Genomic DNA, 26,146 nt, shown 5'->3' on the forward strand with positions numbered 1-26,146 from the left:
ATGCTCAAGTGGCTGGCCATCGTGCTCATCGCCCTCCAGGCGCTGTTGCAGTATCGCCTGTGGCTCGGCGAGGGCGGACTGCGCGAGCTGGCCGAGGTGCGCCAGCGAGTGGACCGCCTGGAGGCCGAGAATGCGCCGCTGCGGGCGCGCAACGAGCGCCTCGCCGCTGAGGTGGTGGACCTCAAGAACGGCCTCGACGCCATCGAGGAGCGGGCGCGCAGCGACATCGGCATGGTGCGCCGCGACGAGCAGTTCTTCTGGGTGCCCGACGCCGGCGAGAACGGCGAAGGGACGGCGCGATGAGCGAGCGACTCTGGCTGGTGGTGCCCGCCGCGGGTCGCGGCCGACGCATGGGGGCCGCGCTGCCCAAGCAGTATCTGCCGCTGGCCGGGCGCACGGTGCTGGCCCGCACCCTGGCGCGGCTCCACGAGGCCTTCCCCGAGGCGCGGCTGTGCCTGTGCCTGGACTCCGACGACGAACGCTTCGACCCGGCCGCGGTGCCCTTCGCCGACTGGCGGCGGGTGCCCGGCGGCGCCGAGCGCGTCGACTCGGTGACAAACGCCCTGGCCGCCATCGCCGACGAGGCCGGCGCGGCCGACCCGGTGCTGGTGCACGACGTGGCCCGGCCCTGCGTGCGGGTCGACGACCTGCGCCGGCTGGCGGCTGCGGTGGCCGATGACGCCGTGGGCGGGCTGCTGGCCGCGCCGGTGGCCGACACCATGAAGCGCGACGACGGCGACGGCCGGGTCGGCGGCACGGAGCCCCGGGACGGCCTGTGGCACGCCCTGACGCCCCAGGGCTTCGGCTACGGGCTGCTGCGCCGGGCCTTGCAGGAGGCCGCCGATCGCGGCGTCGCCGTCACCGACGAGGCCTCGGCGGTGGAAGCGCTGGGCCTCTCGCCGCGCCTGGTGAGCGGGCGCCGCGACAATCTCAAGATCACTCATCCGGAGGATCTGGCGCTGGCCGAGGCGGTCCTCGCCGCCCAGGAAGCGCCCGATCCCTCCGCCGACAGGAACGACACCGCATGATGCGAATCGGCCATGGCTTCGACGTCCACCGCTTCGGCGAGGGCGACCACCTGCGGATCGGCGGCGTCGCCATTCCCTTCGACCGCGGCTTCGTCGCCCACTCCGACGGCGACGTGCTGCTGCATGCGATCTGCGATGCCCTGCTCGGCGCCTGCGCGCTGGGCGACATCGGCCGCCACTTCCCCGACACCGATCCGGCCTGGGCCGGCGCCGACAGCCGCGAGCTGTTGCGTCGGGTGGTCGCGCAGGTGCATGCGGCGGGCTACCGGGTCGGCAACCTGGACGCCACGGTGATGGCCCAGGCGCCGAAGCTCTCGCCCCACGTCGAGGCCATGGCCGAGGCCATCGCCGCCGACCTGGCGGTGGCGGGCGGGGCGGTCAACGTCAAGGCGACCACCACCGAGCGGCTGGGCTTCACCGGCCGCGGCGAGGGCATCGCCGCCGAGGCGGTGGTGCTGCTGATGCAGGAGCGCGACGATGTCTGAGGCGACGTCCGACCGACCGCAGGCCCCGATCGCCTGGCCGCCGAACTGGCCGCGGGTGCTGGACGCGCACTTCGGCGCGCCGCGCCCCGGCGGCTACCGCGCCACGCCGGAGGACTTCCAGGTCGAGGAGCAGCTCGGCTTTGAACCGGAGGGGCAGGGCGAGCACCTGTGGCTGTGGATCGAGAAGCGCGACCTGACCACCGCCATGGTCGCCCGCCGCCTGGCCAAGGCCTGCGAGGTCACCCAGCGCGACGTCGGCTACGCCGGCATGAAGGATCGTCACGCGGTGACGCGCCAGTGGTTCTCGGTGCATCTGCCCGGCCGCGAGGCGCCGGACGATCTCGAGGCCCGGCTCGCCGACCTGCCGCTGACGCTGCTCGAGGCGACCCGCCATCCGCGCAAGCTCAAGCGCGGCGTGCACGCCGCCAACCGCTTCCGGCTGCGCGTCACCGGCGAGGCGCTGGAGGACCCGCATCTCGCCGAGCGCTGGGCCTGGCTGTGCCACCACGGCGCCGCCAACTACTTCGGTCCGCAGCGCTTCGGCCCCGACGGGCGCAATCTCCATCGCGCGGCCAGCGTGCTGGCCCGGGGCTGGCGCAAGCGCGACGACCGCGAGGGCATGCTGCTCTCTGCGGCGCGCAGCTACCTGTTCAACGAGCTGCTGGCCGCGCGCATCGCCGAGGGCAGCTGGGCGACGCCGCTGCCGGGCGAAGCGGTGATCCTCGACGGTACGTCGAGCCAGTTCGTGGCCGAGACGGTCGACGACTCGCTGCTCGAGCGCGCCGAGCGGCTCGACCTGCACCCGAGCGGCGTGCTCTGGGGGCAGGGCCGCTCGGTGGCCCAGGGCGAGGCCCAGTCGCGCGAGCTGGCGCTGGCCGAGGCGCATCCCGCGCTGTGCGACGGCCTCGTTCGCGCCGGAGTGAAGACCGCCCGCCGGCCGCTGCGCCTGCGCCTGGCCGCACCGCGGCTGGCGCCCGGCGAGGGCGAGGCCTGGTTCTCCTTCACGCTGCCCCGTGGGGCCTTCGCCACCGCCGTGCTGCGCGAGCTGATCGCCCACCCGACCCTGAGTTACCACACGCCCCGGCCGGGGCCCGAGCAAGGAGCCGCGGATGCGTCGACTGCTGCTGTCCAATGATGACGGGGTGCATGCCCCGGGCCTGCGCGCCCTGCATGACGCCCTGGCGCCCCATGCGCGGCTGCGCGTGGTGGCCCCCGACCGCGACAAGAGCGGTGCCAGCAATTCCCTGACCCTGACCCGCCCGCTGGCGCTGTCGACCCTCGACAACGGCTTCTACAGCGTCGACGGCACCCCGGCGGACTGCGTCTACCTGGGGGTCAACGGGGTCTGGGAGGAGCGTCCGGACCTGGTGATCTCGGGCATCAACCACGGCGGCAACCTGGGCGACGACGTGCTCTATTCCGGCACCGTGGCCGCCGCCATGGAAGGCCGCAATCTGGGCATGTCGGCGATCGCCATGTCGCTGGTCGGCCATCGCTACTTCGACACCGCCGGCCGGGTGGCGGCGAGCCTGGTCGGCGCCGCCGACCGGCTCTCGCTGCCGCCGCGCAGCCTGCTCAACGTCAACGTGCCGGACCTGCCCTGGGAGGAGATCCGCGGGCTCAAGGTGACGCGCCAGGGCTACCGGGGTCCGGCCGCCGAGCCGCTGGAGGTGCTCGACCCGCGCGGACGCAAGCGCTACTGGATCGCCGCCGCAGGCGAGAGCGCCGATGACGGAGAAGATACCGATTTCGCCGCCGTGGAGGCCGGCTTCGTGTCCATCACGCCGCTGCAGCTCGACCTGACCCGGCATGCGGCGCGCGACGACGTTCAGGAATGGCTGGATGCACTCACCTGATTCCCGCCGCCGGCTGCGACCGGAGCTGCTGAAGGGCGTCGGCATGACCTCCCAGCGTACCCGCGACCGCATGGTCGAGCGTCTGGCCCGGCAGGGCATCGCCGACCGGCGGGTGCTGGAGACCATGGCCGAGGAGCCGCGCCACCTGTTCCTCGACGAGGCGCTGTCCCATCGCGCCTACGAGGACACCTCGCTGCCCATCGGCCACGGCCAGACCCTGTCGCAGCCATGGATCGTGGCGCGCATGACCGAGCTGGTGCGCGAGGAGGCGCCCGAGCGGGTGCTGGAGATCGGCACCGGCTCCGGCTACCAGACCCTGGTGCTGGCGCGGCAGGTGGCGGAACTCTGGTCGGTGGAGCGGATCAATGCCCTGCATCGTCGCGCCGGCGAGCGGCTGCGGCTGCTGGGCGTGCACAACGCGCACCTGCGCCTGGCCGACGGCGGCCACGGCTGGCCCGAGGCCGCGCCCTTCGAGGTCATCCTGCTGACCGCCTGTGCCGGCTCGCTGCCCGAGCCGCTGCTGGCCCAGCTGGCCGACGGCGGGGTGATGATCGCGCCGCTGGCCGAGCGCGACGGGCGCCAGTGGCTGGTGCGGGTGCGCCGCCAGGGCGACCGGTTCGAGAAGGAGCGCCTGGAACCGGTGCGCTTCGTGCCGCTGCTGGAGGGCGTGATCCGCTAGGCGGTCTTGGAAACCGGTGTCAGGGAGGGCGCCGCAACGGCGAAAGCGCTGATCTATGCCATGGGGCGCCCGTAGGCGTCGTCATACATCAGTGTTTTCTCAGGGAGTAAGTTCTTGAAGCGTCAACTAGGCCTCTTGCTGAGGGGCGCCGGCATGGGAGCCGCCGATGCGGTGCCCGGCGTCTCCGGCGGCACCATCGCCTTCATCACCGGCATCTACGAGGAGCTGCTGCTGACCGTGCGTCGCTTCGGGCCCAGCGCCTTCGGCGCCTGGCGACAGGGCGGCATGGCCGGGCTGGTCACTCATCTCAATCTCGGTTTCCTGCTGCCGCTGATGGCCGGCATCGTGACCAGCCTGATCAGCGTCGCCCACCTGGTGGTGTGGCTGATGGAGGATCATCCGTTGCCGCTCAACGGCTTCTTCTTCGGTCTGGTGGCGGCCTCCGCGCTGGTGGTCGGCCGGCATCCCGCCGACTGGCGATTCTGGCACCTGCTGCCGCTGGCCATCGGGCTGCTGCTGGCCCAGTTGCTGCCGGCGCTGATGCCGCTGATCGGGCGGCTGGGCAGCCCCGAACTGATGCTGGTGGCCGGCGGCGCCATCGCCATCAGCGCCATGCTGCTGCCCGGGGTCTCGGGCAGTTTCCTGCTGCTGACCATGGGCCTCTATGGCAAGGTGATGGATGCGATCCGCGATTTCGACCTGGGGGCGATCCTGCTGTTCGGCGGCGGCTGCCTGATCGGGCTGTTCGCCTTCTCGCGGCTGCTGTGCTGGTTGCTGGTGCGCTTTCACACCGCCACCCTGCAGCTGCTGGTGGGGTTCATCCTCGGCTCGCTGCCGGTGCTGTGGCCCTGGCGCGAGCTGGTGAGCTACCAGCTCGGGCCGGACGGCCAGATGATCCCCCTGGACTACCGCTATCTGACGCCATCGGCGTTTACCGAGGTCACCGGCGATCCCGCCCATCTGGCGGTGGTGGTGGCGCTGATGCTGGCCGGTGCTGCCCTGGTGTGGAGCATCGGCAGGACCCAGAATGGCGACCAGAGCGCTGCCCTGGGCGGCCGACACGAGGACAAGGAGGAAGGTTCCGATGCATAAGGTTTTGCTGATTTCAGGGCTGGCCCTGACCCTGGCGGGCTGCGCCGCCTCCCAGGAGGCCCCGTCGCCGGTGCAGGTCCAGGACCTGTCGTCCAGCCGCTCGGCCGAGCGCCCGGCCAGCTACACCGTCGAGGCCGGCGATACCCTCTACGGCATCGCCTGGCGCCACGACATGGACTACCGCGACCTGGCGCGGCTCAATCGCATCGAGCCGCCCTACAACATCCAGCCGGGCCAGCAGCTGACGCTGAGCGGCGGTGCCGGCGCCGGCTCCGATGGTCGCGGCGACGACGCCGGCTCGGCGGTGAGCGCCGGGGCGGCCGGCGGCGCCGTGGCGACCGGGCTCGGCGGCGCGAGCCAGGATGACGGGTCGCTGGACTGGCTGCTGCCCGACGGCAGCAGCCAGTCCAGCGGCGACGAGGCGCAGGCCGAGGCCGCCTCCGACGGCGGCCAGGCGAGCGACGGCGAGGGCGTCCAGGGGCCTGGGCCGGTCTACGATCCCGAGAGCCCGGGCGCCGACGGCACCCTGAGCGAGAGCGACCAGGCCGAGCGCCGCAGCCGCGAGGAGCGCGATCAGGCGGGGACGGAAGGCGAGGCCGCGGCCCAGACGGCTTCCGACGCCGGGTCGGGACAGGCCGCCGAGAGCGAGTCCGACGCCCGGCCGCAGGCCGATGCCGGCACCCGGGTGGCCGGCGAGCCGGAGGCCGAATCCCGCGAGTCACGCAGCTATACGCCGGTGGATGACGTGCCCTGGCAGTGGCCCGCCAGCGGTGATGTGATCGGGACGTTCGGCGAGGGTGGCACCATCACCGCCGGCATTGATATCGACGGACAAAAGGGGCAACCTGTCAAGGCGGCCGGGCCGGGCATCGTGGTCTACGCGGGCAGTGGCGTACGCGGGTACGGCAACCTGATCCTGCTCAAGCACAACGATGAATTCCTGAGTGCCTACGCCCACAACGACAGCCTGAGGGTGAAGGAAAACGACGTTGTCGAGACCGGCGAGGTGATCGCCACCATGGGCGACAGCGACGCCGAGGATGTCAGGCTGCACTTCGAGGTGCGCAAGGACGGCCAGCCTCAGGATCCGCTGGAGTATCTGCCGAAGCGTTGAGCTCAAGCGTTGAAGGAAAGGGTCGGCAAGCCGCTCGAGTCAGCAAAGCAACACCATACAATGACAACCTCTGACATCGATCGTTTCGAGCATGACACGGTGCTCGATACAACCATGGGGTAACAATCGATGAGCATGCTTGAACGGGACCTGAACGAGGTGGACATGGAATCGGCCGAAGAAGCCGGTGAGCAGGAGGTCGAGCTCGAGACCGCCGCGCCCGAAGATGCGGACGCGGCCTTCGAGAAGGCGCTGAGCCGTGAGGATCGCCACTATCATCACAGCCTCGATGCCACCCAGATCTACCTCAACGAGATCGGCTTCTCGCCGCTGCTGACGCCGGAGGAGGAGGTCTTCTACGGCCGCCTCGCCCGCAAGGGCGATCCCGCCGGCCGGTCGCGGATGATCGAGTCCAACCTGCGCCTGGTGGTCAAGATCGCCAGGCGCTACCTGAACCGCGGCCTGACCCTGCTCGACCTGATCGAGGAGGGTAACCTGGGGCTGATCCGTGCGGTCGAGAAGTTCGACCCCGAGCGCGGCTTCCGTTTCTCCACCTACGCCACCTGGTGGATTCGCCAGACCATCGAGCGGGCGCTGATGAATCAGACCCGCACGATTCGCCTGCCGATCCACGTGGTCAAGGAGCTCAACATCTACCTGCGGGCGGCCCGCGAGCTGACCCAGAAGCTCGACCACGAGGCCACCGCCGAGGAGATCGCCGAGCATCTCGACAAGCCGGTGGAAACCGTCAAGAAGATGATGGGGCTCAACGAGCGGGTCTCCTCGGTCGACTACCCCGTGGGGGCGGAGAGCGACAAGCCGCTGATCGAGACCCTGACCGACGACAACGAGCTGGGGCCGGAATCGACCCTGGTGGACGGCGACGTCAAGCAGCACGTTGACGACTGGCTGGCCGAGCTCACCGACAAGCAGTGCGAGGTGGTGGTGCGCCGCTTCGGCCTGCGCGGTCACGAGGCCTCGACCCTCGAGCAGGTCGGCGAGGAGATCGGCCTGACCCGGGAGCGGGTCCGCCAGATCCAGGTCGAGGCGTTGAAGAAGCTGCGCCGCATGCTCGACAAGCAGGGGCTCGATCTCGACGCGATATTCGAGTGACGCTGCCTTCCTGAAGCGATGTTTCTCCAGCGAAAGCCAGGGCCCTGCCCTGGCTTTCTGCTTTTTAGTAACTACTTGGTTGAAAAGCCTGCTTACATACAAAAAAGCAGTAATAAATATGGTGGGATAAAAATATTTTAGTCGTCAGGGCCGTGAAAATGGCGCCGGTTTGCAAAATAATGGGTTTTTTCCCCTTCCGGAGACTCCCCGCATGGCCCGACCGCTGCGCGCCGACATCGACCTGGACGCCCTGCGCCACAACTACCGCCTGGCCCGCGAGCTGGCGCCCCACAGCCAGGCCGTGGCGGTGCTCAAGGCCGATGCCTACGGCCACGGGGCGGTGGCCTGCGCGCGGGCCCTGGAAGGGCTGGCGCCGGCCTTCGCCGTGGCCTGCATCGAGGAAGCCGAGACCCTGCGCGAGGCCGGCATCGCGGCGCCGGTGGTGCTGCTGGAGGGCATCTTCGAGGCCAGCGAGCTCGAACGCGTCGAGGCCCTGGGCCTGTGGGTGGCGGTGCACAGCGACTGGCAGCTGGACGCGCTGCTGGCGCATCGCCCGGCGCGGCCGATTCCGGTGTGGCTGAAGGTGGATTCCGGCATGCACCGGCTGGGCTTCACCCCCGAGCAGGCTGAGGTGGCCTGGCGGCGGCTCAGCGAGGCGCCGGCGTGCGTCACCGACCTGCACCTGATGAGCCACTTCGCCACCGCCGACGCCGTCGATACCGCCTACTTCCGCCGCCAGTCGGCGCTGCTGGCCACCCTGGCCGAGCGGCTCGGCGCGCCCACCTGCCTGGCCAATTCCCCGGCGACCCTGGCGCGCCCCGAGGTCCACGGCGCCTGGAATCGCCCCGGCGTGATGCTCTATGGCAGCGATCCGCTTGAGGCGCCCACCGAGGCCAGCCGGCGGCTCGAGGCGGTGATGACGCTGCGCTCCGAGATCATCGCCGTGCGCGAGCTGGAGGCGGGCGAGCCGGTGGGCTACGGCGGCCGCTGGATGGCGTCTCGGCCCTCGCGCATCGGGGTCGTGGCCTGCGGCTACGGCGACGGCTACGATCGCCACGCCATGGACGGCACGCCGGTGCTGGTCGACGGGCAGCGCGCCGCCATCGCCGGCAAGGTCTCCATGGACATGCTGATCGTCGACCTGACCGCGCTGCCCGAGGCCGATATCGGCAGCGAGGTGGTGCTGTGGGGGCGGGCGTCGAACGGTGAGGTGCTGTCCGTGGACGAGGTGGCCCGCCACTGCGACACCATCAGCTATACGCTGCTCACCGGGGTGCTGCCACGGGTGCCGAGGCGCTATCATGGGGGCTGAACCCGAGCAAGAGCGCCCCATGTCCAAGGACGAGACCGAGACACCGACCTCCTTCGCCCATCCCCGCTACTGGCCGACCTGGCTGTCCATCGGTGCCATGCGCGTCGCCGCCTGGCTGCCGTGGCGGCTCAAGCTGTGGATCGGCCGGGCCATCGGCCTGGCCGCCTGGCGCTTCGCCGGGCGGCGGCGGCACATCACCGAGACCAACATCCGGCTGTGCTTCCCCGAGCTGGACGAGGAGCAGCGCGCCCGGCTGGTGCGCGAGGCCTTCATCGCCAACGGCATCGGCATCCTGGAGACGGCCACCGGCTGGTGCCGCTCTCCCGAGCACCTGCGCCACCGCGTGACCTTCAAGGGCCAGGAGCACATGGCGCGCGCCCAAGCCCAGGGCAAGGGCGTGCTGATCATCGGCATCCACTTCTCGACCCTGGACATGGGCGGGGCCCTTCATTCGCTGTTCTTCCCCGCGGACGTGGTCTATCGGCCCCACGACAACCCGCTGTTCGAGCGCTTCATGACCCGCGCCCGCTCGCGGATCTTCGGCCGTGCCATCGACCGCCACGACCTACGCGGCGTGGTGCGCCGGCTCAAGGCCGGCCACAACGTCTGGTACTCGCCGGACCAGGACTTCGGCCGCGACGCCAGCGTCTTCGCCCCCTTCTTCGGCGTCGAGGCGGCGACCATCAAGCTGACCGCCAAGATCGCCCGCATGACCGGGGCGCCGGTCATGCCGCTGGTGTTCCACCGCAATCCCGATGATCGCACCTATACCCTGGAGTACCTGCCGGCGCTCGACGGCTTCCCCAGCGGCGACGAGGTGGCCGATGCCACTCAGGTCAACGCCGTCATCGAGGCCGCCATCCGCCGTCATCCCGAGCAGTACCTGTGGCTGCATCGGCGCTTCAAGACCCGCCCCAAGGGCGAGCCGAAGCTCTACTGAGCATCGCCGCCTTCCCTAGGTATCGACGGCAGCTCGCGGGGCAGCGCCAGCCGGTGCCGTCCCCGGGTCAGCCGCTCGCCGACGAAGGCCCGGTCCATGGCATGGCGGGAAACGCTATCTAGCCGCGCCACGACGCGCTCGGCCATGGCCTGCAGGGCGGTGAGCCGGGTGCCGTCGGCCTCGAGTGACAGCGCCTTCAGCGCCTTGAGCAGCCCCAGCAGCACGCTCTGATCGTCGCCGCCGTAGTGCAGCAGCGGCACGAACAGCCGATGCAGCAGGCCGTCGACGCCCTCCAGCGGCCAGCTCACCCGCAGCCGTTGCTGCGCGTCGAGCAGGGCGTTGGGCGGCTGCCAGGCCAGATGATGCCGCAGCAGGTCGGTCAGGCGATGCAGGCACAGCCGTGCCGTGCCCGGATCGTTGATGCCCGGCGACAGGGCCTTGAGCGCCACCTCCATCAGCTGCGTCATGCCGTGCACGTAGTGCTCGTTCACCGACTCGCCGTCCAGTCGCACCAGGCACTCCTGCAGCGCTGCCTCCCAGGCCGCATCCGGCGCCTCCTCGGCCTCCAGCACCGCCAGCGGGGCGCCCTCGATCAGGTAGTCGCCGAAGCGAAAGCTCAGGTGCAGCCGGCCGTTCACCCGTGCCGCCAGATTCGCCATGGCGGCGAGATCGGCGCCCTGGACATAGCCCTCCCGGTGCATCCGGATCTCGTGGCAGGGCGCTCGCGGCAGCGGTCGCGCGTCCATGAAGCGCCAGCGCTCGCCTCGCTGACGCGCCTGCTGATGCTGCATGGCCCGCAGCGTCGCGTCGTGCAGATCGCGGATCACGGCGTCGATCTGCACCGACTGCGAGGCGTTGTGGATGAAATAGACGAACAGCCCCAGGCAGTGCACGACCAGGACGCAGGCCAGATAGACGGCGGGCGCCATCCAGCCCCGGGCATCGTCCGGCGCCATCAGCAGCAGGAGCAGCAGCAGGATGGTGCCGAGATAGTGGCCCAGCACCCGCTGATGGCGGCGCTCGCCGATCAGTCCGAACACCAGCTTGTGGGAGAAATGGCCGCCGGCCTGGGACAGGATCGACATGACCATGGAGAAGCTGAACACCATCAGCGAGACCATGCCGCCGAGCAGCGCGGTCAAGAGCCCGCGGGCGCCGTCGGGCAGCGGCGGCATCCAGGCCTCGAGGCCGTCGGGAAAGCCGACGTCGAGGGTGGTGCTGAGCAGGATCGCGAGGCCCAACAGGCCGTAGCTCGCAGCGGCCAGTGTCGGCAGGTAGGCGATGCTGCTGGCGAAGCGCCGGAACAGCTGAACGGGGTGCAGCAGAAGCCTCGGTGACATGGCCGATCCTCGCGCGGCCAGGATGACGGCATTCGCGGCGCCGCGCTCCGCCTTGTCTCCTTATGGCGGCTTCGGTCGCCGCTGTCCAGCCCCGGGGCCAACGCAAAAACCCCACGACCTCGCGGCCGTGGGGGTGTCGTCCCGCTTCCAGCGCTAGGCTGTCGGCTTAGGCATCAATCCTTTTGTACTTCATGCGATGCGGGGTCTCGTCACCGACGCGCTTCTTGTGATCCGCCTCGTACTCGGTGTAGTTGCCCTCGAAGAACTCCACGTGCGACTCGCCCTCGAAGGCGAGGATGTGGGTGGCGATGCGGTCGAGGAACCAGCGGTCGTGGGAGATCACCAGGGCGCAGCCGGGGAAGGCCAGCAGGGCTTCTTCCAGGGCACGCAGGGTCTCGATGTCCAGGTCGTTGGACGGCTCATCGAGCAGCAGCACGTTGGCGCCCTGCTTCAGCGTCTGGGCCAGCTGCAGGCGACCGCGCTCACCGCCGGACAGGTCTGACAGGCGCTTCTGCTGGTCGTTGCCCTTGAAGTTGAAGCGGCCGACGTAGGCCCGCGAGGACACCTCGTAGCCGTTGATGTTGAGGATGTCCTGGCCGTCGGACACCGCTTCCCAGACCGTCTGCTTGTTGTCGAGCGCGTCGCGCAGCTGCTCGACGTAGGCGATGTCGACGGTCTCGCCCTTGACCACCTCGCCGGTGTCCGGCTGTTCGGTGCCGTTGATCAGCTTGAACAGGGTCGACTTGCCGGCGCCGTTGCCGCCGACGATGCCGACGATGGCGCCGGGCGGAATCGCGAAGTCCAGGTTCTCGTACAGCAGCTTGTCATCGAAGGCCTTGGACACGCCGTGGAACTCGATGACCTTGTCGCCCAGGCGCGGACCGGGCGGAATGTAGATCTCGTTGGTCTCGTTGCGCTGCTGGAAGTCGCCGGACTGCATCTCCTCGAAGCGGTTGAGACGCGCCTTGCTCTTGGCCTGGCGGCCCTTGGCGTTGGAGCGCACCCACTCGAGCTCGTGCTTGATGGCCTTCTGGCGCGAGGCTTCCTGCTTGGCTTCCTGCTGCAGGCGCTGCTCCTTGGCCTCGAGCCACTGGGAGTAGTTGCCCTCGAAGGGGATGCCCTCGCCGCGGTCGAGCTCGAGGATCCAGCCGGCCACGTTGTCGAGGAAGTAGCGGTCGTGGGTGATCGCCACCACGGTGCCGCTGTAGTCGTGCAGGAAGCGCTCGAGCCAGGCCACGGACTCGGCGTCCAGGTGGTTGGTCGGCTCGTCGAGCAGCAGCATGTCGGGGCTGGAGAGCAGCAGGCGGCACAGCGCCACGCGGCGGCGCTCGCCACCGGAGAGGTGGCCCACCTGGGCCTCCCAGGGCGGCAAGCGCAGGGCCTCGGCGGCCACCTCGAGCTTGCGCTCCAGGTTATGGGCGTCGGCGGCCTCGATGATGTTCTCGAGGCGGGCCTGCTCCGCGGCCAGGGCGTCGAAGTCGGCGTCCGGCTCGGCGTAGGCGGCATACACGCCGTCGAGTTTCTCCTGGGCTTCCTTGATGGCGCCCAGCGCTTCTTCCACGGTCTCGCGGACGTTCTTCTCGTCGTCGAGCTCCGGCTCCTGGGGCAGGTAGCCGACGTTGATGCCCGACATCGGGCGGGCCTCACCCTCGAATTCGGTGTCGACGCCGGCCATGATGCGCAGCAGGGTCGACTTGCCCGCGCCGTTGAGGCCGAGCACGCCGATCTTGGCGCCGGGGAAGAAGGACAGCGAGATGTCCTTGAGAATCTGTTTCTTGGGCGGAACGACCTTGCCCACCCGATTCATGGTGTAGACGTATTGCGCCATGGAATCTCACTAATGGTTGGAAAAGCGGGTTGTGGAGTGCGGGTTGGAGGTTTTGAGTGCGGACTCCGCTGGCCCACGATGATAGAGCCCGCACCCCGGAAAGGCCAGCCGGCCGCCTCACTCCTCCTCGTCGAGATCCCAGTCGTCGTCGATGCTGCGCCTCAGGCGTCGCTCCTCGAGCAGCGCCTCCAGACGGCGCCTGGCCAGCCGCTGCTCGGCGCGGCTGGCCGGCCGGGCGCGGCGATAGTCGTCATCGTTGACGGCCTCGTCGTGGTCGTCGTCATAGGCGTCGTCGTGAAGGGGTGCTTCGTGATGGCTGTTGTGGCGCATGCGAGGTCCTCCCATGGCCGGCCGCGCGGGGCGGCGAAACGGATCCGACACCTCGCGTTGCGCGAGGCCCCAGGGCGCCGTCGTCGGGCACCTGAGGGCTGTATAAGACGGGACGGGATTCGTTGCAAGCCCCCGTGCGACACGGCGTGTCGCATGGGGGCGTGGCGAGGCAAGGCAGCGTTCGGCGGGGCGGCGGAGGCCGAGGGGATCAGGACAGCCCGTGTTCTTCCTTGAGGCGAGCCAGCTCCTGCTGGGCCTCGACGCGCGCGGTGACGTCCTTCTGCACGCCGATGAAGTAGGTCAGCTCATCCTGCTCGTCGAACACCGGGGTGATCGACAGCTCGTTGTGGAACAGGGTGCCGTCCTTGCGGTAGTTGCGCAGCACCTCGCGGCAGGGACGCCCCTCGGCCAGGGCCTGGCGAATCTCCCCCAGGGCCGCCTGGTCGCGATCGTCGTTCTGCAGGAAGCGGCAGTCGCGATACAGGATCTCGTCGGCCCGGTAGCCGGTCAGGCGCTCGAAGCCCTGGTTGACGTAGATCAGGATGTTCTCGTCGCCTTCCCGCTCGGCGACGACGATGCCGTCCTCGGAGGCATCGACCATGCGTTCCAGCAGGTCCGGGCTGATCAGGGAGGGGCGTTTCATCGAGGCGTTCCTGTCACGGGGTCTTGGTGGAGCAGGCAGCATGCATGCCCCTTTTGTGGAATATCATGGCCAGCCGCCGGCCGGATTTCAATGTCGGGCGCGCTCATTCGACCTCCGGCAGGCGCTGGGCACTGGCCGCGGCGGCCAGCGACGTGGCGCCCAGCGCCAGCAGCAGGGCGCCGCTGCCCAGCCACTGGGCCAGCGCCCCGGCGAGAGCGCCGACGATCAGCATCAGCACGCCGGTCAGGGTGTTGGAGAGCGCGACATAGAGGGCGCGATCCTCGGCGCCGGCCAGGTCGACGACGTAGGTCTTGCGCCCCAGCCGGGCCCCGGCGTGGACGATCACCAGCAACGCGTAGAGCCCGGCATAGGGCCAGACGCTGGCGGTCCAGGACAGCGGCAGCCAGGCCAGCAGCGCGCCGGCCGCGCAGCACAGGGCGGTGCCGAGGGCGGCGAGGCGCATGACCCGGCGGCTGGAGTCGTCGGCGCGCTTGCCCCACAGCGGGCTCGCCACCATGCCGGCGAGGCCGGAGACGATCACCAGCACGCCCAGGTCGCCGAGCTCGGCGCCGCTCTGGCGCTGGCCGAGCAGGGCCACGTAGGGCAGCGCCAGGGCGCTCGACAGCAGCAGCGCCCGGGACAGGTTGAAGTAACGGAAGGTGCGGTCCTGACGCAGCAGCCGCAGGCCCTCGCGCAGTGTCGAGGCGATGCTGTCGCCGCCTTCCGAGGCGCCGGGCACCTCGTGGATACGCGTGGCGCACAGCGCATTCACGCCCCAGCCCAGGGCGGCCACCCCCAGCAGCGCGGCCAGGGCGAGCTCGCCGGGGCGGTCGCTGAAGATCATCAGCACCAGACCGGCGGCCAGGGTGGCGGCGCCGGCCAGGCTGCCGCTCCAGCCCATCAGGGTGCCGCGGCGCCGCTTGGCGATGGTCTTGCCCAGCACGTCCTTGGTGGCGATCGACGACAGGCCCCTGGCCAGCGACAGCATCACCAGCACGGCGAGCACCAGGGCGCCGCCGAGCCCGCCCTGGCCGAACCAGGCCAGCAGGGCCAGGGCGGCCGCGGCCAGCGCCTGGAGCAGGGCGCCGGCCACCCACACGCCCTTGCGCTCGGGGCGGCCGCGGATGAAGCCGGCCACGAACACCTGGGGCAGCAGGGCGCCGGCCTCCCGGATCGGCACCAGCAGCCCGACCATCCAGACCGGTGCGCCGATGGCGCCGAGCAGCCAGGGCAGCACCAGCCGGGCGCTGGCCAGCTCGTCGGCCAGCTTGTTGCCCAGCGATGCCATCAGATGAAGGAAGAAGTTGCGCGGCTGCTCCTGGCAGGCCTCGTCGGGGATGTCCTTGCACATCCGGCTGTCCTCGTCGCCGGTCAGCCGCTCGTAGAGGCGGGTCTGGCTGATCTCGGGGGCGGCCATGGGGGCTCCTCGCTGGTAGGATGAAGCGCTTATTGTTGCGACAGGAAGGGCATCGTGTCACGTATTCGCATTCACTACTGCACCCAGTGCCAATGGCTGCTGCGCAGCGCCTGGTATGCCCAGGAGCTGCTCTCCACCTTCGGCGAGGACCTCGAGGAGGTCAGCCTGGTGCCGTCCCACGGCGGCTACTTCGAGATCTTCTGCGACGACGAGAGCCTGTGGGAGCGCAAGCGCGACGGCGGCTTCCCCGACAGCAAGACGCTGAAGCAGCGCGTGCGCGACCGCCTCGATCCGACGCGGGAACTGGGACACATCGATCGCTGAGCCGGCCGCCGGCTCGATACCTGGCAGGGAGAGCTTATGACAACGGATCGTCGCGCCATGCTCTACGGGCTGGGCGCCGTGGCGCTGTGGTCCACGGTGGCCACCGCCTTCAAGGTGGCGCTGGAGCGGATGACGCCGCTGGAGCTGATGTGGCTCGCGGCGCTGGTGTCCTGGGCGCTGATCGGCGCGCTGGTGGTGCGCCGGGGCCTGCTCGGCGAGGCGCTGAAGCGTGGCTGGCGCACCGCGGCCTGGGCGGGGCTGATGAATCCGGTGGCCTACTATCTGGTGCTGTTCGCCGCCTATGACCGCCTGCCGGGGCAGGAGGCGATGGCACTGAACTACACCTGGGCGTTGGCCATGGCGCTGCTGGCGGTGCCGATCCTCGGCCAGCGCCTGACCCTGATGGATGCGCTGTCCGGGCTGGTGGCCTACGCCGGGGTGTGGGTGATCGCCACCCGCGGTGCGGTGTTCGACGTGGCCTTCTCCGACCCGCTGGGCGTGGGCCTGGCGCTGGTCTCGACGCTGATCTGGGCGCTCTACTGGCTGCTCAACGTGCGCGATCGGCGCCCGCCGCTGGTGGCCCAGTGGCAGAACTTCAGCGTCGGGGTGCCGGTGCTGACCGGGCTGCTGCTGTTCGGGCCGGGGCTCCAGTGGCACGGCCTCGACGGGCTCGCCGCCGGGGTCTACGTGGGGCTGTTCGAGATGGGCATCGCCTTCGTGCTGTGGCAGCTGGCGGTGGGCACGGTGTCGCGCACCGCCAAGGTCTCCAACCTGATCTTCCTGTCGCCGCCGGTGTCGCTGATGCTGCTCTACCTGGTCGTCGGCGAGCCGATCCTGGCCTCGACCCTGGTCGGCCTGGTGCTGATCCTCGGCGGACTGGCGCTGCAGCAGTGGCAGAAGGCGCCGGCTGCGCCGTCAGGTGATTGACCGAACTTGCGCCGATGCGATGAGCGCCGGCGCCGGAACCGCTCATCGCTTCAATGATCGCGCGCCGCCAGCGCCACGCCTTCCTCTTCCAGCAGCGGTACCAGCGCCGGCCAGACGTTGTCGAGCAGGGCGGGCTGGGCGTCCGCCGTGGGGTGAATGCCGTCGTCCTGCATCAGCGAGTCGTCCAGCGCCACGCCCTCCAGCAGGAAGGGGACCAGCGGCACGTCATAGCGCTCGGCGAGAGCGGCGTAGACCCCGGTGAAGGCGTCGCGGTAGGCCGGCCCGTAGTTGGGCGGAATGTCGATGCCGAGCAGCAGCACCTCGGCGTCGGCGGCCTGGCTCTGCTCGATCATGCCGGCCAGGTTGGCGCGCATCTGCCGCGGCGGCAGGCCGCGCAGGCCGTCGTTGCCGCCCAGTTCCAGCACCACCAGGTCGGGGGCGTGCTCCTCGAGCAGCGCCGGCAGCCGGGTCGCGCCGCCGCCGCTGGTCTCGCCGCTGATGCTGGCGTTGATCACCCGGGCCTTTCCCTCCAGCCGCTGGGCCAGCAAACTGACCCAACCGGCCTCGCGCTCGATGCCGTAGGCGGCGCTCAGGCTGTCGCCCATCACCAGCACCCGCGGGCGCTCGGCGGCCGCCGCCGGAGCGGCCACCAGCACCAGCAGCGTCCACAGCAGGCACGCCGTCAGGACGCTTTGGGCTCGACCAACAGGGATGCGCTTTCTCATGACCGACCTCATGTCCGACTCCTCGTCAGCAAACCTTCATCCTATGCTACGCGCTGCCCACCTGACCAAGCGGGTGGAGAGCGGCGAACGCTCGCTGACCATTCTGAGTGATCTTGCCCTCGAGGTGTTCCCCGGCGAGACACTGGCCATCCTCGGCCAGAGCGGGGCGGGCAAGTCGACCCTGCTCGGCCTGCTGGCCGGGCTCGATGCCCCGAGCGGCGGCGAGCTCGAGCTGTTCGGCGAGCCCCTCGGCGAGCTCGACGAGGACGGCCGTGCCGGGCTCCGCGCCGGGCGGGTCGGCTTCGTGTTCCAGAACTTCCAGCTGCTGCCGACCCTGACCGCGCTGGAGAACGTGCTGCTGCCGCTGGAGCTGGCCCCGGACGGCGACGCCGAGGCCCGTGCCCGCGACTGGCTCGGCCGGGTGGGGCTCGGCGAGCGCCTCGACCACCTGCCCAAGCAGCTCTCCGGCGGCGAGCAGCAGCGCGTGGCCCTGGCCCGTGCCTTCGTCACCGGCGCCGAGCTGGTGTTCGCCGACGAGCCCACCGGCAACCTCGATCCCGCCACCGGCGAGCGCATCATCGACAGCCTGTTCGCCCTCAATCGGGAGGCCGGCACCACCCTGGTGCTGGTCACCCACGATCTGGCCCTGGCGCGGCGCTGCGATCGCTGTCTCAGGCTCGCCGACGGGCGACTCGAGGCGATCGCGCGCGAGGAGGCCGAGGCATGATGCGCCACGCCATCGGCCTGTCGTGGAAGGGGCTCAGGCGCGACCTGCGGGCCGGCGACGTGCGTGCGCTGTTCCTGGCGCTGACCCTGGCGGTGGCCGCCGCCACCATGATCGGCTTCTTCCTCGACCGCCTGGAGCGTGGCCTGACCCGCCAGGCCGGCCAGCTGCTGGGCGGCGACGTGGTGCTCGAGCAGTCGCGACCCTTCGATCCCGAGCTGCGCCGCGCCTTCGAGGACGCCGGCCTCTCGCTCTCCGATCAGGTCGACATGGTGTCGATGGTCAGCGCCGGCGAGGCCTTCCAGCCGGTGGGCGTGAAGGCGGTCGACGACGCCTATCCCCACTACGGCGAGTCCGTGGTCGACCGCGGCGACGGCCCCGAGGCGCTGCCCCGCGGGCCCGAGCGCGGCGGCGCCTGGGTCGCCCCGCGCCTGGCGCAGCTGCTCGAGCTCGAGCTCGGCGACACCCTGCGCCTGGGCCAGGCCGAGCTTGCGGTGAGCGGGGTGATCGAGCGCGAGGCCGACCCCTCGGCCGGCTTCTCCAGCTTCAACCCGCGGCTGATGGTGCACGTCGACGATCTCGAGGCCACCGGGCTGATCCAGCCCGGCTCGCGCATCGAGTACGAGCTGCTGGCCGCCGGCCCGCCCGAGGCCGTGGAGGCGATCACGCCTCGGCTCGAGCGGCTGCGCGGCGAGGGCGTGGAGGTGCAGGACGTGCGTCGTGACCGGCCGCGCCTCGGCAGCGCGCTGTCCCGGGCCGACCGTTACCTGAGCCTGGCCGGGCTCGCCGCGGTGCTGCTGGCTGGCGTCGCGGTGGCCATGGCCACCCGACGCTACGTGGAGCGCCATCTGGACACCGCGGCCCTGCTGCGCTGCTTCGGCGCCCGCCAGGCCGAGCTGGTGCGGCTGTTCGCCCTGCAGCTCTTGTGGCTGGCGCTGGCGGCCTCGGCGCTGGGCGCGCTGCTGGGGCTGGCCGGCCAGGCGCTGCTGCTGGCCCTGCTCGGCCGGCTGCTGGCGGTGGAACTGCCGCCGCCGGGGCTGATGCCGCTGGCGCTCGGCGTGCTGACCGCGCTGGCGGTACTGGCCGGCTTCGCCGGGCCGACCCTGCTGCGCCTGCGGCGGGTCAGCGCGCTCAAGGTGCTGCGACGCGAGCTGGACCCGCTGCCGGCCTCCGCCTGGTGGGTGGTGGGCGCGGCGGCGCTGGTGTTCGGCGCGCTGCTGTGGCTCTACTCCGGCGATCCCGGCCTGGCCCTGGCGCTGCTGCTCGGCGGCGGCCTGGCGCTGGCGGTGCTGTGGGGCCTGGGCGGTCTGCTGCTCGGCAGCGTGCTGGCGCTGTGCTCGCGGCTGCCGGCGCAGGGCGGGGCCGGATACCTGCAGGCGCTGCGCCTGGGCGGGCGCCAGCTGGCGCGGCGCCGGGCCGCCAGCCTCGGCCAGCTGCTGGCGTTCTCGGTGGCGCTGTTCGCCATGGCGATGATCGCCCTGGTGCGTGGCGACCTGCTCGACGCCTGGCGCGAGCAGCTGCCCGAGAACACGCCCAACCAGTTCGCCATCAACATCCAGCCCGGCGAGCGCGACGCCTTCGCCGCGGCCCTGAACGAGGGCGCCGAGTCGCGCAGCGACCTCTATCCCATGGTGCGTGGCCGGCTCACGGCCATCGACGGCGCCCCGCCCCGCGAGGCGGTGCCGGCGGAGGCGCGCGGCGCCAACTCGCTGCGCCGCGAGCTCAACCTGACCTGGCGCGCCGACCCGCCGGAGGGCAACCGGCTGGTGGCGGGGGAGTGGTTCGACGCCGAGGCGGCGTCCGGCGGCGAGGCCGCCTCGCCGGTGCCGATCTCGCTGGAGAGCGGGCTGGCCGGCCGGCTGGGGCTCGAGCTCGGCGACGTGCTGACCTTCACCGTCGGCAGCGCCACCATCGACGGCGAGATCACCAGCCTGCGTGACCTGGACTGGGACAGCTTCCGGCCCAACTTCTACGTGATCTTCCCGCCGGGCGTGCTCGAGCGCTTCGGCCACAGCTACATCACCGCCTTCCACCTGGCGCCCGACGAGCGCGCGCTGCCGGGCCGGCTGGTGCGCGACTTCCCCGGCGTCACCCTGCTCGACGTGGAGGCGATCCTCGAGCGGGTTCGCGAGGTGCTGTCGCAGGTCACCCGGGCCGTGGAGCTGGTGCTGGTGCTGGTGCTGCTGGCCGGGGTCAGCGTGCTGCACGCCGCCCTGGCCGCCAGCCTGCCGGTGCGCGCCCACGAGGCCGGGCTGCTGCGGGTGTTCGGCGCCGGCGACCGGCTGCTGCGGCGGGTGCAGGGCGCCGAGTTCGCGCTGCTGGGGCTGGCCAGCGGCCTGCTGGCCGCGGCGCTGGCCGAGCTGGCCGCGGCCGGGCTCTACGGCGGCTGGCTCGACCTCGCCCCGCGCTGGCATCCGGTGCTGTGGCTGGCGCTGCCGCTGGGCGGGGCGCTGCTGGTCGGCGCCATCGGCCAGTGGCTGTCGCGGGGCATCCGGCGACGGGCGCCCGCCGAGAGTCTGGGGCTGCTGGGCGAGGCATGAGGAAGACGGAATGAAGGAATCGCTGCGCTATGCATTGCTCGAGGCCCAGCTGGAGCTGGCCCGCCGGGCCTCGCGCTCGGTGGTGCTGGTGGTCACCGGCCACGCCGCCACCGGCAAGACGGCGCTGATCAACGAGCTCAACCATCGCCTCGAGAATCGCCTGACCGAGGTGCACGCCCTGGCGCCGAGCAGCGAGGAGCGCGAGCGTCCCTACTGGTGGCGCTACTGGCGCCGCCTGCCGGCCCGCGGGCGGGTCGGGGTGTTCGTCCACGGCTGGTACGGCGATGCGCTGTTCGCCCGCACCGAGCAGCGCCTGGGCGAGGGCGCCTTCCGCGACCGGCTGGCCGAGATCCGCGCCTTCGAGGCCGAGCTGGCGGCCGAGAACGTGGCGATCGTCAAGCTGTGGCTGGACATCGACCGCGACGTCCAGGGCCGCCATCTGAGGGCGCTGTGGCACGACCCCGAACGGGCTTGGCAGGTCAAGGATCACGACTGGCAGCGCCATCTCCAGTACGACGCCCTGTCCAGGCTTGGCCACGCGATGCGCGAGGCCACCGAGGCCGATCACGCGCCCTGGCACCGCCTGGCCGGTGGCCCCGGCGAGACGCCGATCAAGGCCCTGGCCCACCGGCTGGTGGCGGCCATGGCCGGGCCGCTGCCCGCGGTGAAGGCGCCGGGCTTTCGTCCCACCAAGGGCATCGGGGCGCCCCCGCGGCTCTCGGACCTTGCCGCCGCGTCGCGGAAGGCCATCGACAAGGCCACCTACCGGGAGCGCCTCGCCGAGGCCCAGGCCCGGCTGGCCGGCAACGCCCGCGAGGTCCAGCGGCGGCGGATCCCCGTGGTGCTGGCCTTCGAGGGCCAGGACGCCGCCGGCAAGGGCGGCTGCATCCATCGCCTGACCTCGGCGCTCGATGCCCGCCAGTATCGCGTCCATCGCATCGCCGCGCCCAGTGACGAGGAGCGCGCCCATCCCTGGGCCTGGCGCTTCTGGCGCCGGCTGCCGCTGGACGGCCGGGTGGCGATCTTCGACCGCTCCTGGTACGGCCGGGTGCTGGTGGAGCGCGTCGAGGGCCTGGCCGAGCCGGCCGCCTGGCGCCGCGGCTATGACGAGATCCGCCGCTTCGAACGCCAGCTGCTGGCCCACGGCGCGGTGCTCGGCAAGCTGTTCCTGGCGGTCGACAGGGACGAGCAGCTGCGCCGCTTCCGTTCGCGCGCCGAGACGCCCCACAAGCGCCACAAGCTCACCGAGGAGGACTGGCGCAATCGCGAGCGCTGGGACGACTACCGGCGGGCGATCGACGACATGTTTGTGCATACTCATGACGTCGACGGGGGCTGGGCCCTGATCGACGCCAATGACAAGCGCCGCGCCCGACTGGCGGTGCTGGACCACGTCAACCGCCTGCTCGAGGCGCGTCTCGCCGAACCGCGCTGACGCCCCCAGGCGCGATCACCAGGGAGGTGACCCCCATGCGCAAGCCCTTGCTACGTAACGTCTTGATGCGCAAGTCCCTGATACGTAAGGCCCCGTCGCGAGCCGCCGCGCTCGCCGCCGTGCTCGCCGCGCTGCCGTGCGGCCTGGCCCAGGCCGATGCCGAGCGCCTCGAGGCCGACCTGCAGGAGCGCTTCGCCGCCGCCGGCGAGTTCTCGGTAGGCGAGGTCTCCGATAGCCTGCTCGGCGGCGAGACCCGCGCCGAGGACCTGAGCCTCGTCGACGCCGACGGCTCGCGGCTGGACGTCGCCCGCTACGTGGTCGAGGGCGACTACGAGGCCCCCGAGGCGATCGTCATGGAGGGGCTGCGGCTCGAGCGCGGTGGCCGAGACGCGGGCGTGCTCACCGCCGACCGGCTGCGCCTCGACGGCCCCGGCGGGCCGCTGCCCTGGGGCGAGGGCCGGCTGGGCGATGCGGCCTTCGAGGCCGACGGGCTGAGCGCCGAAGGGTTGCGCCTGGCGCTCGCGTCGGCGGCGATCACCTCCGCCGACGGCAAGAAGACCCTGAGCCCGCAGGCGCCGACGAGCGGCTGGCTGTCGGCGCAGCGGCTCGAGGCCGAGGGTCTCACGGCGACCGGCGTCGGCCGCCTGGAGATGAGCGGCATCGAGGGCCACGCCGAGGGGTTGGAGGATATCGGGGCGGGAGACCTCACCCTGGCCTCGCTGAGCCTCGAGGGCCTGAGCCACCCGCCGGGCGATCCCGAGGCGACGACGCTGGATCGCCTCGAGCTGAACGACCTGTCGATCGTCGCCGATCATCTGGTGGCCGATCTGGCGCGGCTGAGCGTCGACGGCGACATGCACGACGGCGAGGGCAGCGCCCGGCTCGAGGCCCTCGAGCTGGACCTGGCGCGGATGATCGAGCTGGCCCCGGCCGAGGAGCGCACCCCGCTGCGCCTGGCCAGCAACGTGCTCACCGGCGGCAGCGGGCAGCTGCGCCTGGACGCCGAGTTCGACGGCGGCTGGGAGGCGCTGGGCCAGAAGAGCCTGCTCTCCGGCGACGGCACGATCACCGCCGCCGACGCCTTCCGCTGGACGTTCGACAGCGAGCTGCCGGTGCGCCTGCCCGACGGCGTGGAGCCGGCCGCCTATCTGGCCGAGATGACCGACCTGAGCGGGGTCACCCTGCTCGGCGGACGCATCGAGACCACCCTCGTCGAGCTGGGACTGTTCGGGCGCATGCCGGCGGTGATGGCCGCCAGCCGCGGCGTCAGCGAGGCCGAGTTCCTCGAACAGGCGCGCACCCAGGCCAAGGGCTTCGGCACCATGCTCGGGCCCGAGTTCGGCCGGCTGCTGGACGGCCTGGTGGACATGATGGAGGGCCGGGCCAGCGAGCTCGAGGTGGCGCTGACCCTGCCGCCGGAGAGCGACGCCGACGTGCTCGCCGCCGACCCGCTGGGCCTGCCGAGCAAGCTCTCGATGTCGGTGGAGACGCGCTGAGCCGCGCGGCGAGGGAGCCTTCAGAAATTCTGAAGCGCGCATGAGAAATCATGGGGCGCCGCATGACGGGGTTTCATGTGAAAGCCGCCATACCCTGGGGTATGATGGCGGCCTTCGATTTCCCCGTTGATGCGAGGTTTCCCGCCGATGTTCAGCCGTGACATGCAGATTGCCGGTTTCGATGATGCCCTGTTCGATGCGATGCAGAAGGAAAGCACGCGTCAGGAAGCGCACATCGAGCTGATCGCTTCCGAGAACTATGCCAGCCCCCGCGTCATGGAGGCCCAGGGCAGCCAGCTGACCAACAAGTATGCGGAAGGCTATCCCGGCAAGCGCTACTACGGCGGCTGCGAGTACGTCGACGTGGTCGAGCAGCTGGCCATCGATTACGCCAAGGAACTGTTCGGCGCCACCTACGCCAACGTCCAGCCGCACTCCGGCTCCCAGGCCAACGGCGCCGTCTTCCAGGCGCTGGTCACCCCGGGCGACACCGTGCTGGGCATGAGCCTGGACGCCGGCGGTCACCTGACCCACGGCGCCAAGCCGAACTTCTCCGGCAAGCACTACAACGCCGTGCAGTACGGCATCGACGAGAACGGCCGCATCGACTACGAGCAGGTCGCCGAGCTGGCGCGCGAGCACCAGCCGAAGATGATCATCGCCGGCTTCTCCGCCTACTCCCAGATCATCGACTGGGCCAAGTTCCGCGAGATCGCCGACGAGGTGGGCGCCTACCTGCTGGTCGACATGGCCCACATCGCCGGCCTGGTGGCCGCCGGGGTCTACCCGAGCCCGATGTCCCACGCCCACGTGGTCACCACCACCACCCACAAGACCCTGCGTGGCCCGCGTGGTGGCCTGATCCTGTCCGCCGAGGGCAACGCCGACATCGAGAAGAAGCTGCAGTCCGCGGTCTTCCCGGGCATCCAGGGCGGCCCGCTGGAGCACGTCATCGCCGCCAAGGCGATCTGCTTCAAGGAAGCCATGGCGCCCGAGTTCAAGACCTACCAGCAGCAGGTGCTGAAGAACGCCAAGGCCATGGCCGGCGTGTTCATCGAGCGCGGCTTCGACATCGTCTCCGGCGGCACCGAGGATCACCTGTTCCTGCTGTCCCTGGTCAAGCAGGGCGTGACCGGCAAGGACGCGGACGCCGCCCTGGGCCGCGCCCACATCACCGTCAACAAGAACGCCGTGCCGAACGACCCGCAGAGCCCGTTCGTGACCTCAGGCCTGCGCATCGGCACTCCGGCGGTGACCACCCGCGGCTTCGGCGAGTCCGAGTGCGGCGAGCTGGCCGGCTGGATCTGCGACATCCTCGACGTGCTGGCCAAGGGCGAGGACACCTCCGCCATCGAGGCCGAGGTCAAGGGCAAGGTCGAGGCCGTCTGCGGCCGTCTGCCGGTCTACCGCTGATCGGCGCCTGACCCAGGCCTGACGCGCAAGCGTACGCCCCGCCCCGGTTCGTCCGGGGCGGGGCGCGCTGCTTTCTGGCTACCGTTTCACGGCAATAGGCGGCCGCGAACCCCGCCTGTTCGACGCTTCGGCGGGGTCATCATCGCCGGCTCGGGCACCGGCGGGCGCATCGTCCATCACCCGCGCGATAACCTGGAACGCGAAAGCCCCGGCCGGTGAGCGTCGGCATCGAGGCGGAGATCGCGACCCGGCGCCGGCGCATCGCGCTCCGATTCCTCTCCAGCTCTTCCGAAACGGCTCAGGCTCTGGGGCTGATTGCCCTCATTCGGCATCCGGCTATGGCGCAGTGCTATCTGCCGCTGCGCTATATATGAAAAATAAATATAACGTTAGAACAAAATATATTGATATGCTGCGGCTATCGCCAACCGGCATCGGGACGCGCCGCGTCCGTCGCTCTTCACCCTCTGCTGCCAACGGAGGCACCCCATGTCCCAGCAGCCCATCGTCACGGCCTTCTTCGACGAGCCCACCAACACCTTCAGCTATGTGGTCCGTGACCCGGACTCCACGGCCTGCGCCATCCTCGATTCGGTGCTCGACTTCGACTACGCCGCCGGCCACACCGACGTGCGTTCGGCCGATGCCATCATCGACTTCATCGAGCGCGAGGGGCTGAGCGTCGAGTGGGTGCTCGAGACCCACGTCCACGCCGACCACCTCTCGGCGGCGCCCTATCTGTACCGGAAGCTCGGCGGCCGCACCGGCATCGGCGCGCGCATCGTCGAGGTGCAGGAGATCTTCGGCAAGGCCTTCAACGCCGGCACCGAGTTCGCCCGCGACGGCAGCCAGTTCGACCGCCTGTTCGAGGAGGGCGATACCTTCGCCATCGGCGGCCTCGAGAGCCGGGTGCTGCATACCCCGGGCCACACGCCGGCCTGCCTGACCTACGTGATCGGCGACGCGGCCTTCGTCGGCGACACCCTGTTCATGCCCGACTACGGCACCGCGCGCTGCGACTTCCCCGGCGGCGATGCCCGCACCCTGTATCGCTCGATCCAGAAGGTGCTGTCGCTGCCCGACGAGACGCGGCTGTTCCTGTGCCACGACTACAAGGCGCCGGATCGCGAGGCGTTCCAGCACGAGACCAGCGTGGCCGAGCAGCGCGCGCATAACATCCACGTCCACGAGGGCGTCGACGAGGACGACTTCGTGACCATGCGCACCGAGCGCGACGCCACCCTGGGCATGCCGCGGCTGATCATCCCCTCGGTGCAGGTCAACATGCGCGCCGGCGAGATGCCGCCGGCCGAGGACAACGGCCAGGTCTACCTCAAGGTGCCGCTCAACCGTTTCTGAGCCGCTGCCCGATCCCGATCACGCCA

Annotated in this window: 25 protein-coding genes; 19 read left to right on the forward strand and 6 right to left on the reverse strand. The window is 70.7% G+C overall.

All coding sequences use genetic code 11. The features are described 5' to 3' along the window. From ftsB to lpxL, 11 genes are all read left to right on the forward strand, one after another. A complete protein-coding gene (gene ftsB, locus ACGTNF_RS09565) occupies nt 1-303 on the forward strand; it encodes a cell division protein FtsB (protein WP_016856500.1) in 303 nt (100 codons plus the stop codon). Further along, nucleotides 300-1,028, forward strand: a complete 729-nt coding sequence (ispD, locus tag ACGTNF_RS09570; RefSeq protein WP_394601506.1) for a 2-C-methyl-D-erythritol 4-phosphate cytidylyltransferase — start codon at nt 300-302, stop codon at nt 1,026-1,028. The genes ftsB and ispD overlap by 4 nt, the downstream gene beginning before the upstream one ends. Next, a complete protein-coding gene (gene ispF / locus ACGTNF_RS09575; RefSeq protein WP_394601548.1) occupies nt 1,028-1,513 on the forward strand; it encodes a 2-C-methyl-D-erythritol 2,4-cyclodiphosphate synthase in 486 nt (161 codons plus the stop codon). The genes ispD and ispF overlap by 1 nt, the downstream gene beginning before the upstream one ends. Further along, nucleotides 1,506-2,648 carry a tRNA pseudouridine(13) synthase TruD gene (gene truD / locus ACGTNF_RS09580; protein WP_394601507.1) on the forward strand — a complete coding sequence of 381 codons (1,143 nt, stop codon included), beginning with the start codon at nt 1,506-1,508 and terminating at the stop codon, nt 2,646-2,648. Before ispF ends, truD begins: the two co-directional genes overlap by 8 nt. Beyond that, complete coding sequence (surE, locus tag ACGTNF_RS09585; protein ID WP_394601508.1) at nt 2,623-3,369, forward strand: 5'/3'-nucleotidase SurE; 747 nt, start codon at nt 2,623-2,625, stop codon at nt 3,367-3,369. Before truD ends, surE begins: the two co-directional genes overlap by 26 nt. Further along, nucleotides 3,356-4,048: a protein-L-isoaspartate(D-aspartate) O-methyltransferase gene (locus ACGTNF_RS09590; protein ID WP_394601509.1), complete on the forward strand. Its 693-nt coding sequence runs from the start codon at nt 3,356-3,358 to the stop codon at nt 4,046-4,048. The genes surE and ACGTNF_RS09590 overlap by 14 nt, the downstream gene beginning before the upstream one ends. Nucleotides 4,049-4,162: 114 nt before the next feature. Next, nucleotides 4,163-5,140, forward strand: coding sequence for a DUF368 domain-containing protein (locus tag ACGTNF_RS09595; RefSeq protein WP_394601510.1), 978 nt, complete (start codon nt 4,163-4,165; stop codon nt 5,138-5,140). Then, entirely contained in the window at nt 5,133-6,254 is a 1,122-nt protein-coding gene (locus tag ACGTNF_RS09600) for a peptidoglycan DD-metalloendopeptidase family protein (RefSeq protein ID WP_394601511.1), read from the forward strand. Before ACGTNF_RS09595 ends, ACGTNF_RS09600 begins: the two co-directional genes overlap by 8 nt. A gap of 129 nt (nt 6,255-6,383) precedes the next feature. After that, entirely contained in the window at nt 6,384-7,367 is a 984-nt protein-coding gene (gene rpoS, locus ACGTNF_RS09605; RefSeq protein WP_026068617.1) for an RNA polymerase sigma factor RpoS, read from the forward strand. 211 nt (nt 7,368-7,578) lie between these two features. Beyond that, nucleotides 7,579-8,679: an alanine racemase gene (gene alr, locus ACGTNF_RS09610; RefSeq protein WP_394601512.1), complete on the forward strand. Its 1,101-nt coding sequence runs from the start codon at nt 7,579-7,581 to the stop codon at nt 8,677-8,679. 19 nt (nt 8,680-8,698) lie between these two features. After that, nucleotides 8,699-9,619, forward strand: coding sequence for an LpxL/LpxP family Kdo(2)-lipid IV(A) lauroyl/palmitoleoyl acyltransferase (lpxL, locus tag ACGTNF_RS09615; RefSeq protein ID WP_394601514.1), 921 nt, complete (start codon nt 8,699-8,701; stop codon nt 9,617-9,619). Here the strand turns inward: lpxL and ACGTNF_RS09620 are convergent. The 5 genes from ACGTNF_RS09620 to ACGTNF_RS09640 form a co-directional block, all read right to left on the reverse strand. Then, nucleotides 9,613-10,959: a DUF2254 domain-containing protein gene (locus tag ACGTNF_RS09620; protein WP_394601515.1), complete on the reverse strand. Its 1,347-nt coding sequence runs from the start codon at nt 10,957-10,959 to the stop codon at nt 9,613-9,615. The genes lpxL and ACGTNF_RS09620 overlap by 7 nt on opposite strands. A gap of 166 nt (nt 10,960-11,125) precedes the next feature. Further along, nucleotides 11,126-12,787 carry an energy-dependent translational throttle protein EttA gene (gene ettA, locus ACGTNF_RS09625; protein WP_394601516.1) on the reverse strand — a complete coding sequence of 554 codons (1,662 nt, stop codon included), beginning with the start codon at nt 12,785-12,787 and terminating at the stop codon, nt 11,126-11,128. A 117-nt stretch (nt 12,788-12,904) separates the two neighbouring features. Continuing rightward, nucleotides 12,905-13,117, reverse strand: coding sequence for a PA3496 family putative envelope integrity protein (locus ACGTNF_RS09630; protein WP_394601517.1), 213 nt, complete (start codon nt 13,115-13,117; stop codon nt 12,905-12,907). Nucleotides 13,118-13,325: 208 nt separating this feature from the next. Then, complete coding sequence (locus ACGTNF_RS09635; RefSeq protein WP_394601518.1) at nt 13,326-13,760, reverse strand: PAS domain S-box protein; 435 nt, start codon at nt 13,758-13,760, stop codon at nt 13,326-13,328. 103 nt (nt 13,761-13,863) lie between these two features. Next, on the reverse strand, nt 13,864-15,177 hold the full coding sequence (locus tag ACGTNF_RS09640) for an MFS transporter (protein ID WP_394601519.1): 1,314 nt from the start codon (nt 15,175-15,177) through the stop codon (nt 13,864-13,866). Between the two features lie 54 nt (nt 15,178-15,231). On the opposite strand from ACGTNF_RS09640, the gene ACGTNF_RS09645 reads away from it, so the two are divergent. After that, complete coding sequence (locus tag ACGTNF_RS09645; RefSeq protein ID WP_152478241.1) at nt 15,232-15,501, forward strand: Rdx family protein; 270 nt, start codon at nt 15,232-15,234, stop codon at nt 15,499-15,501. A gap of 36 nt (nt 15,502-15,537) precedes the next feature. After that, nucleotides 15,538-16,428, forward strand: coding sequence for a DMT family transporter (locus tag ACGTNF_RS09650; protein WP_394601520.1), 891 nt, complete (start codon nt 15,538-15,540; stop codon nt 16,426-16,428). 50 nt (nt 16,429-16,478) lie between these two features. Here ACGTNF_RS09650 and ACGTNF_RS09655 read toward each other — a convergent pair whose 3' ends face one another. After that, the gene (locus ACGTNF_RS09655; RefSeq protein WP_394601521.1) at nt 16,479-17,153 is read right to left on the reverse strand and encodes an arylesterase; all 675 of its coding nucleotides are present in this window, start codon (nt 17,151-17,153) and stop codon (nt 16,479-16,481) included. Nucleotides 17,154-17,163: 10 nt separating this feature from the next. Here ACGTNF_RS09655 and ACGTNF_RS09660 point away from each other — a divergent pair, with 10 nt between their 5' ends. The 6 genes from ACGTNF_RS09660 (at nt 17,164) to ACGTNF_RS09685 (ending at nt 26,120) form a co-directional block, all read left to right on the forward strand. Beyond that, on the forward strand, nt 17,164-17,880 hold the full coding sequence (locus ACGTNF_RS09660) for an ABC transporter ATP-binding protein (protein WP_394601549.1): 717 nt from the start codon (nt 17,164-17,166) through the stop codon (nt 17,878-17,880). Beyond that, a complete protein-coding gene (locus ACGTNF_RS09665; protein WP_394601550.1) occupies nt 17,880-20,417 on the forward strand; it encodes an ABC transporter permease in 2,538 nt (845 codons plus the stop codon). The genes ACGTNF_RS09660 and ACGTNF_RS09665 overlap by 1 nt, the downstream gene beginning before the upstream one ends. 10 nt (nt 20,418-20,427) lie before the next feature. Next, the gene (locus ACGTNF_RS09670; protein ID WP_394601522.1) at nt 20,428-21,852 is read left to right on the forward strand and encodes a polyphosphate kinase; all 1,425 of its coding nucleotides are present in this window, start codon (nt 20,428-20,430) and stop codon (nt 21,850-21,852) included. A 35-nt stretch (nt 21,853-21,887) separates the two neighbouring features. Beyond that, nucleotides 21,888-23,348: a hypothetical protein gene (locus tag ACGTNF_RS09675; RefSeq protein ID WP_394601523.1), complete on the forward strand. Its 1,461-nt coding sequence runs from the start codon at nt 21,888-21,890 to the stop codon at nt 23,346-23,348. 147 nt (nt 23,349-23,495) lie between these two features. Further along, a complete protein-coding gene (gene glyA, locus ACGTNF_RS09680; RefSeq protein ID WP_016856611.1) occupies nt 23,496-24,761 on the forward strand; it encodes a serine hydroxymethyltransferase in 1,266 nt (421 codons plus the stop codon). A 489-nt stretch (nt 24,762-25,250) separates the two neighbouring features. Continuing rightward, complete coding sequence (locus ACGTNF_RS09685; RefSeq protein WP_394601524.1) at nt 25,251-26,120, forward strand: MBL fold metallo-hydrolase; 870 nt, start codon at nt 25,251-25,253, stop codon at nt 26,118-26,120. The last annotated feature ends 26 nt before the right edge of the window (nt 26,121-26,146 follow it).

Source organism: Halomonas sp. B23F22_10 (assembly GCF_043496975.1).
Lineage (GTDB): Bacteria > Pseudomonadota > Gammaproteobacteria > Pseudomonadales > Halomonadaceae > Halomonas > Halomonas smyrnensis.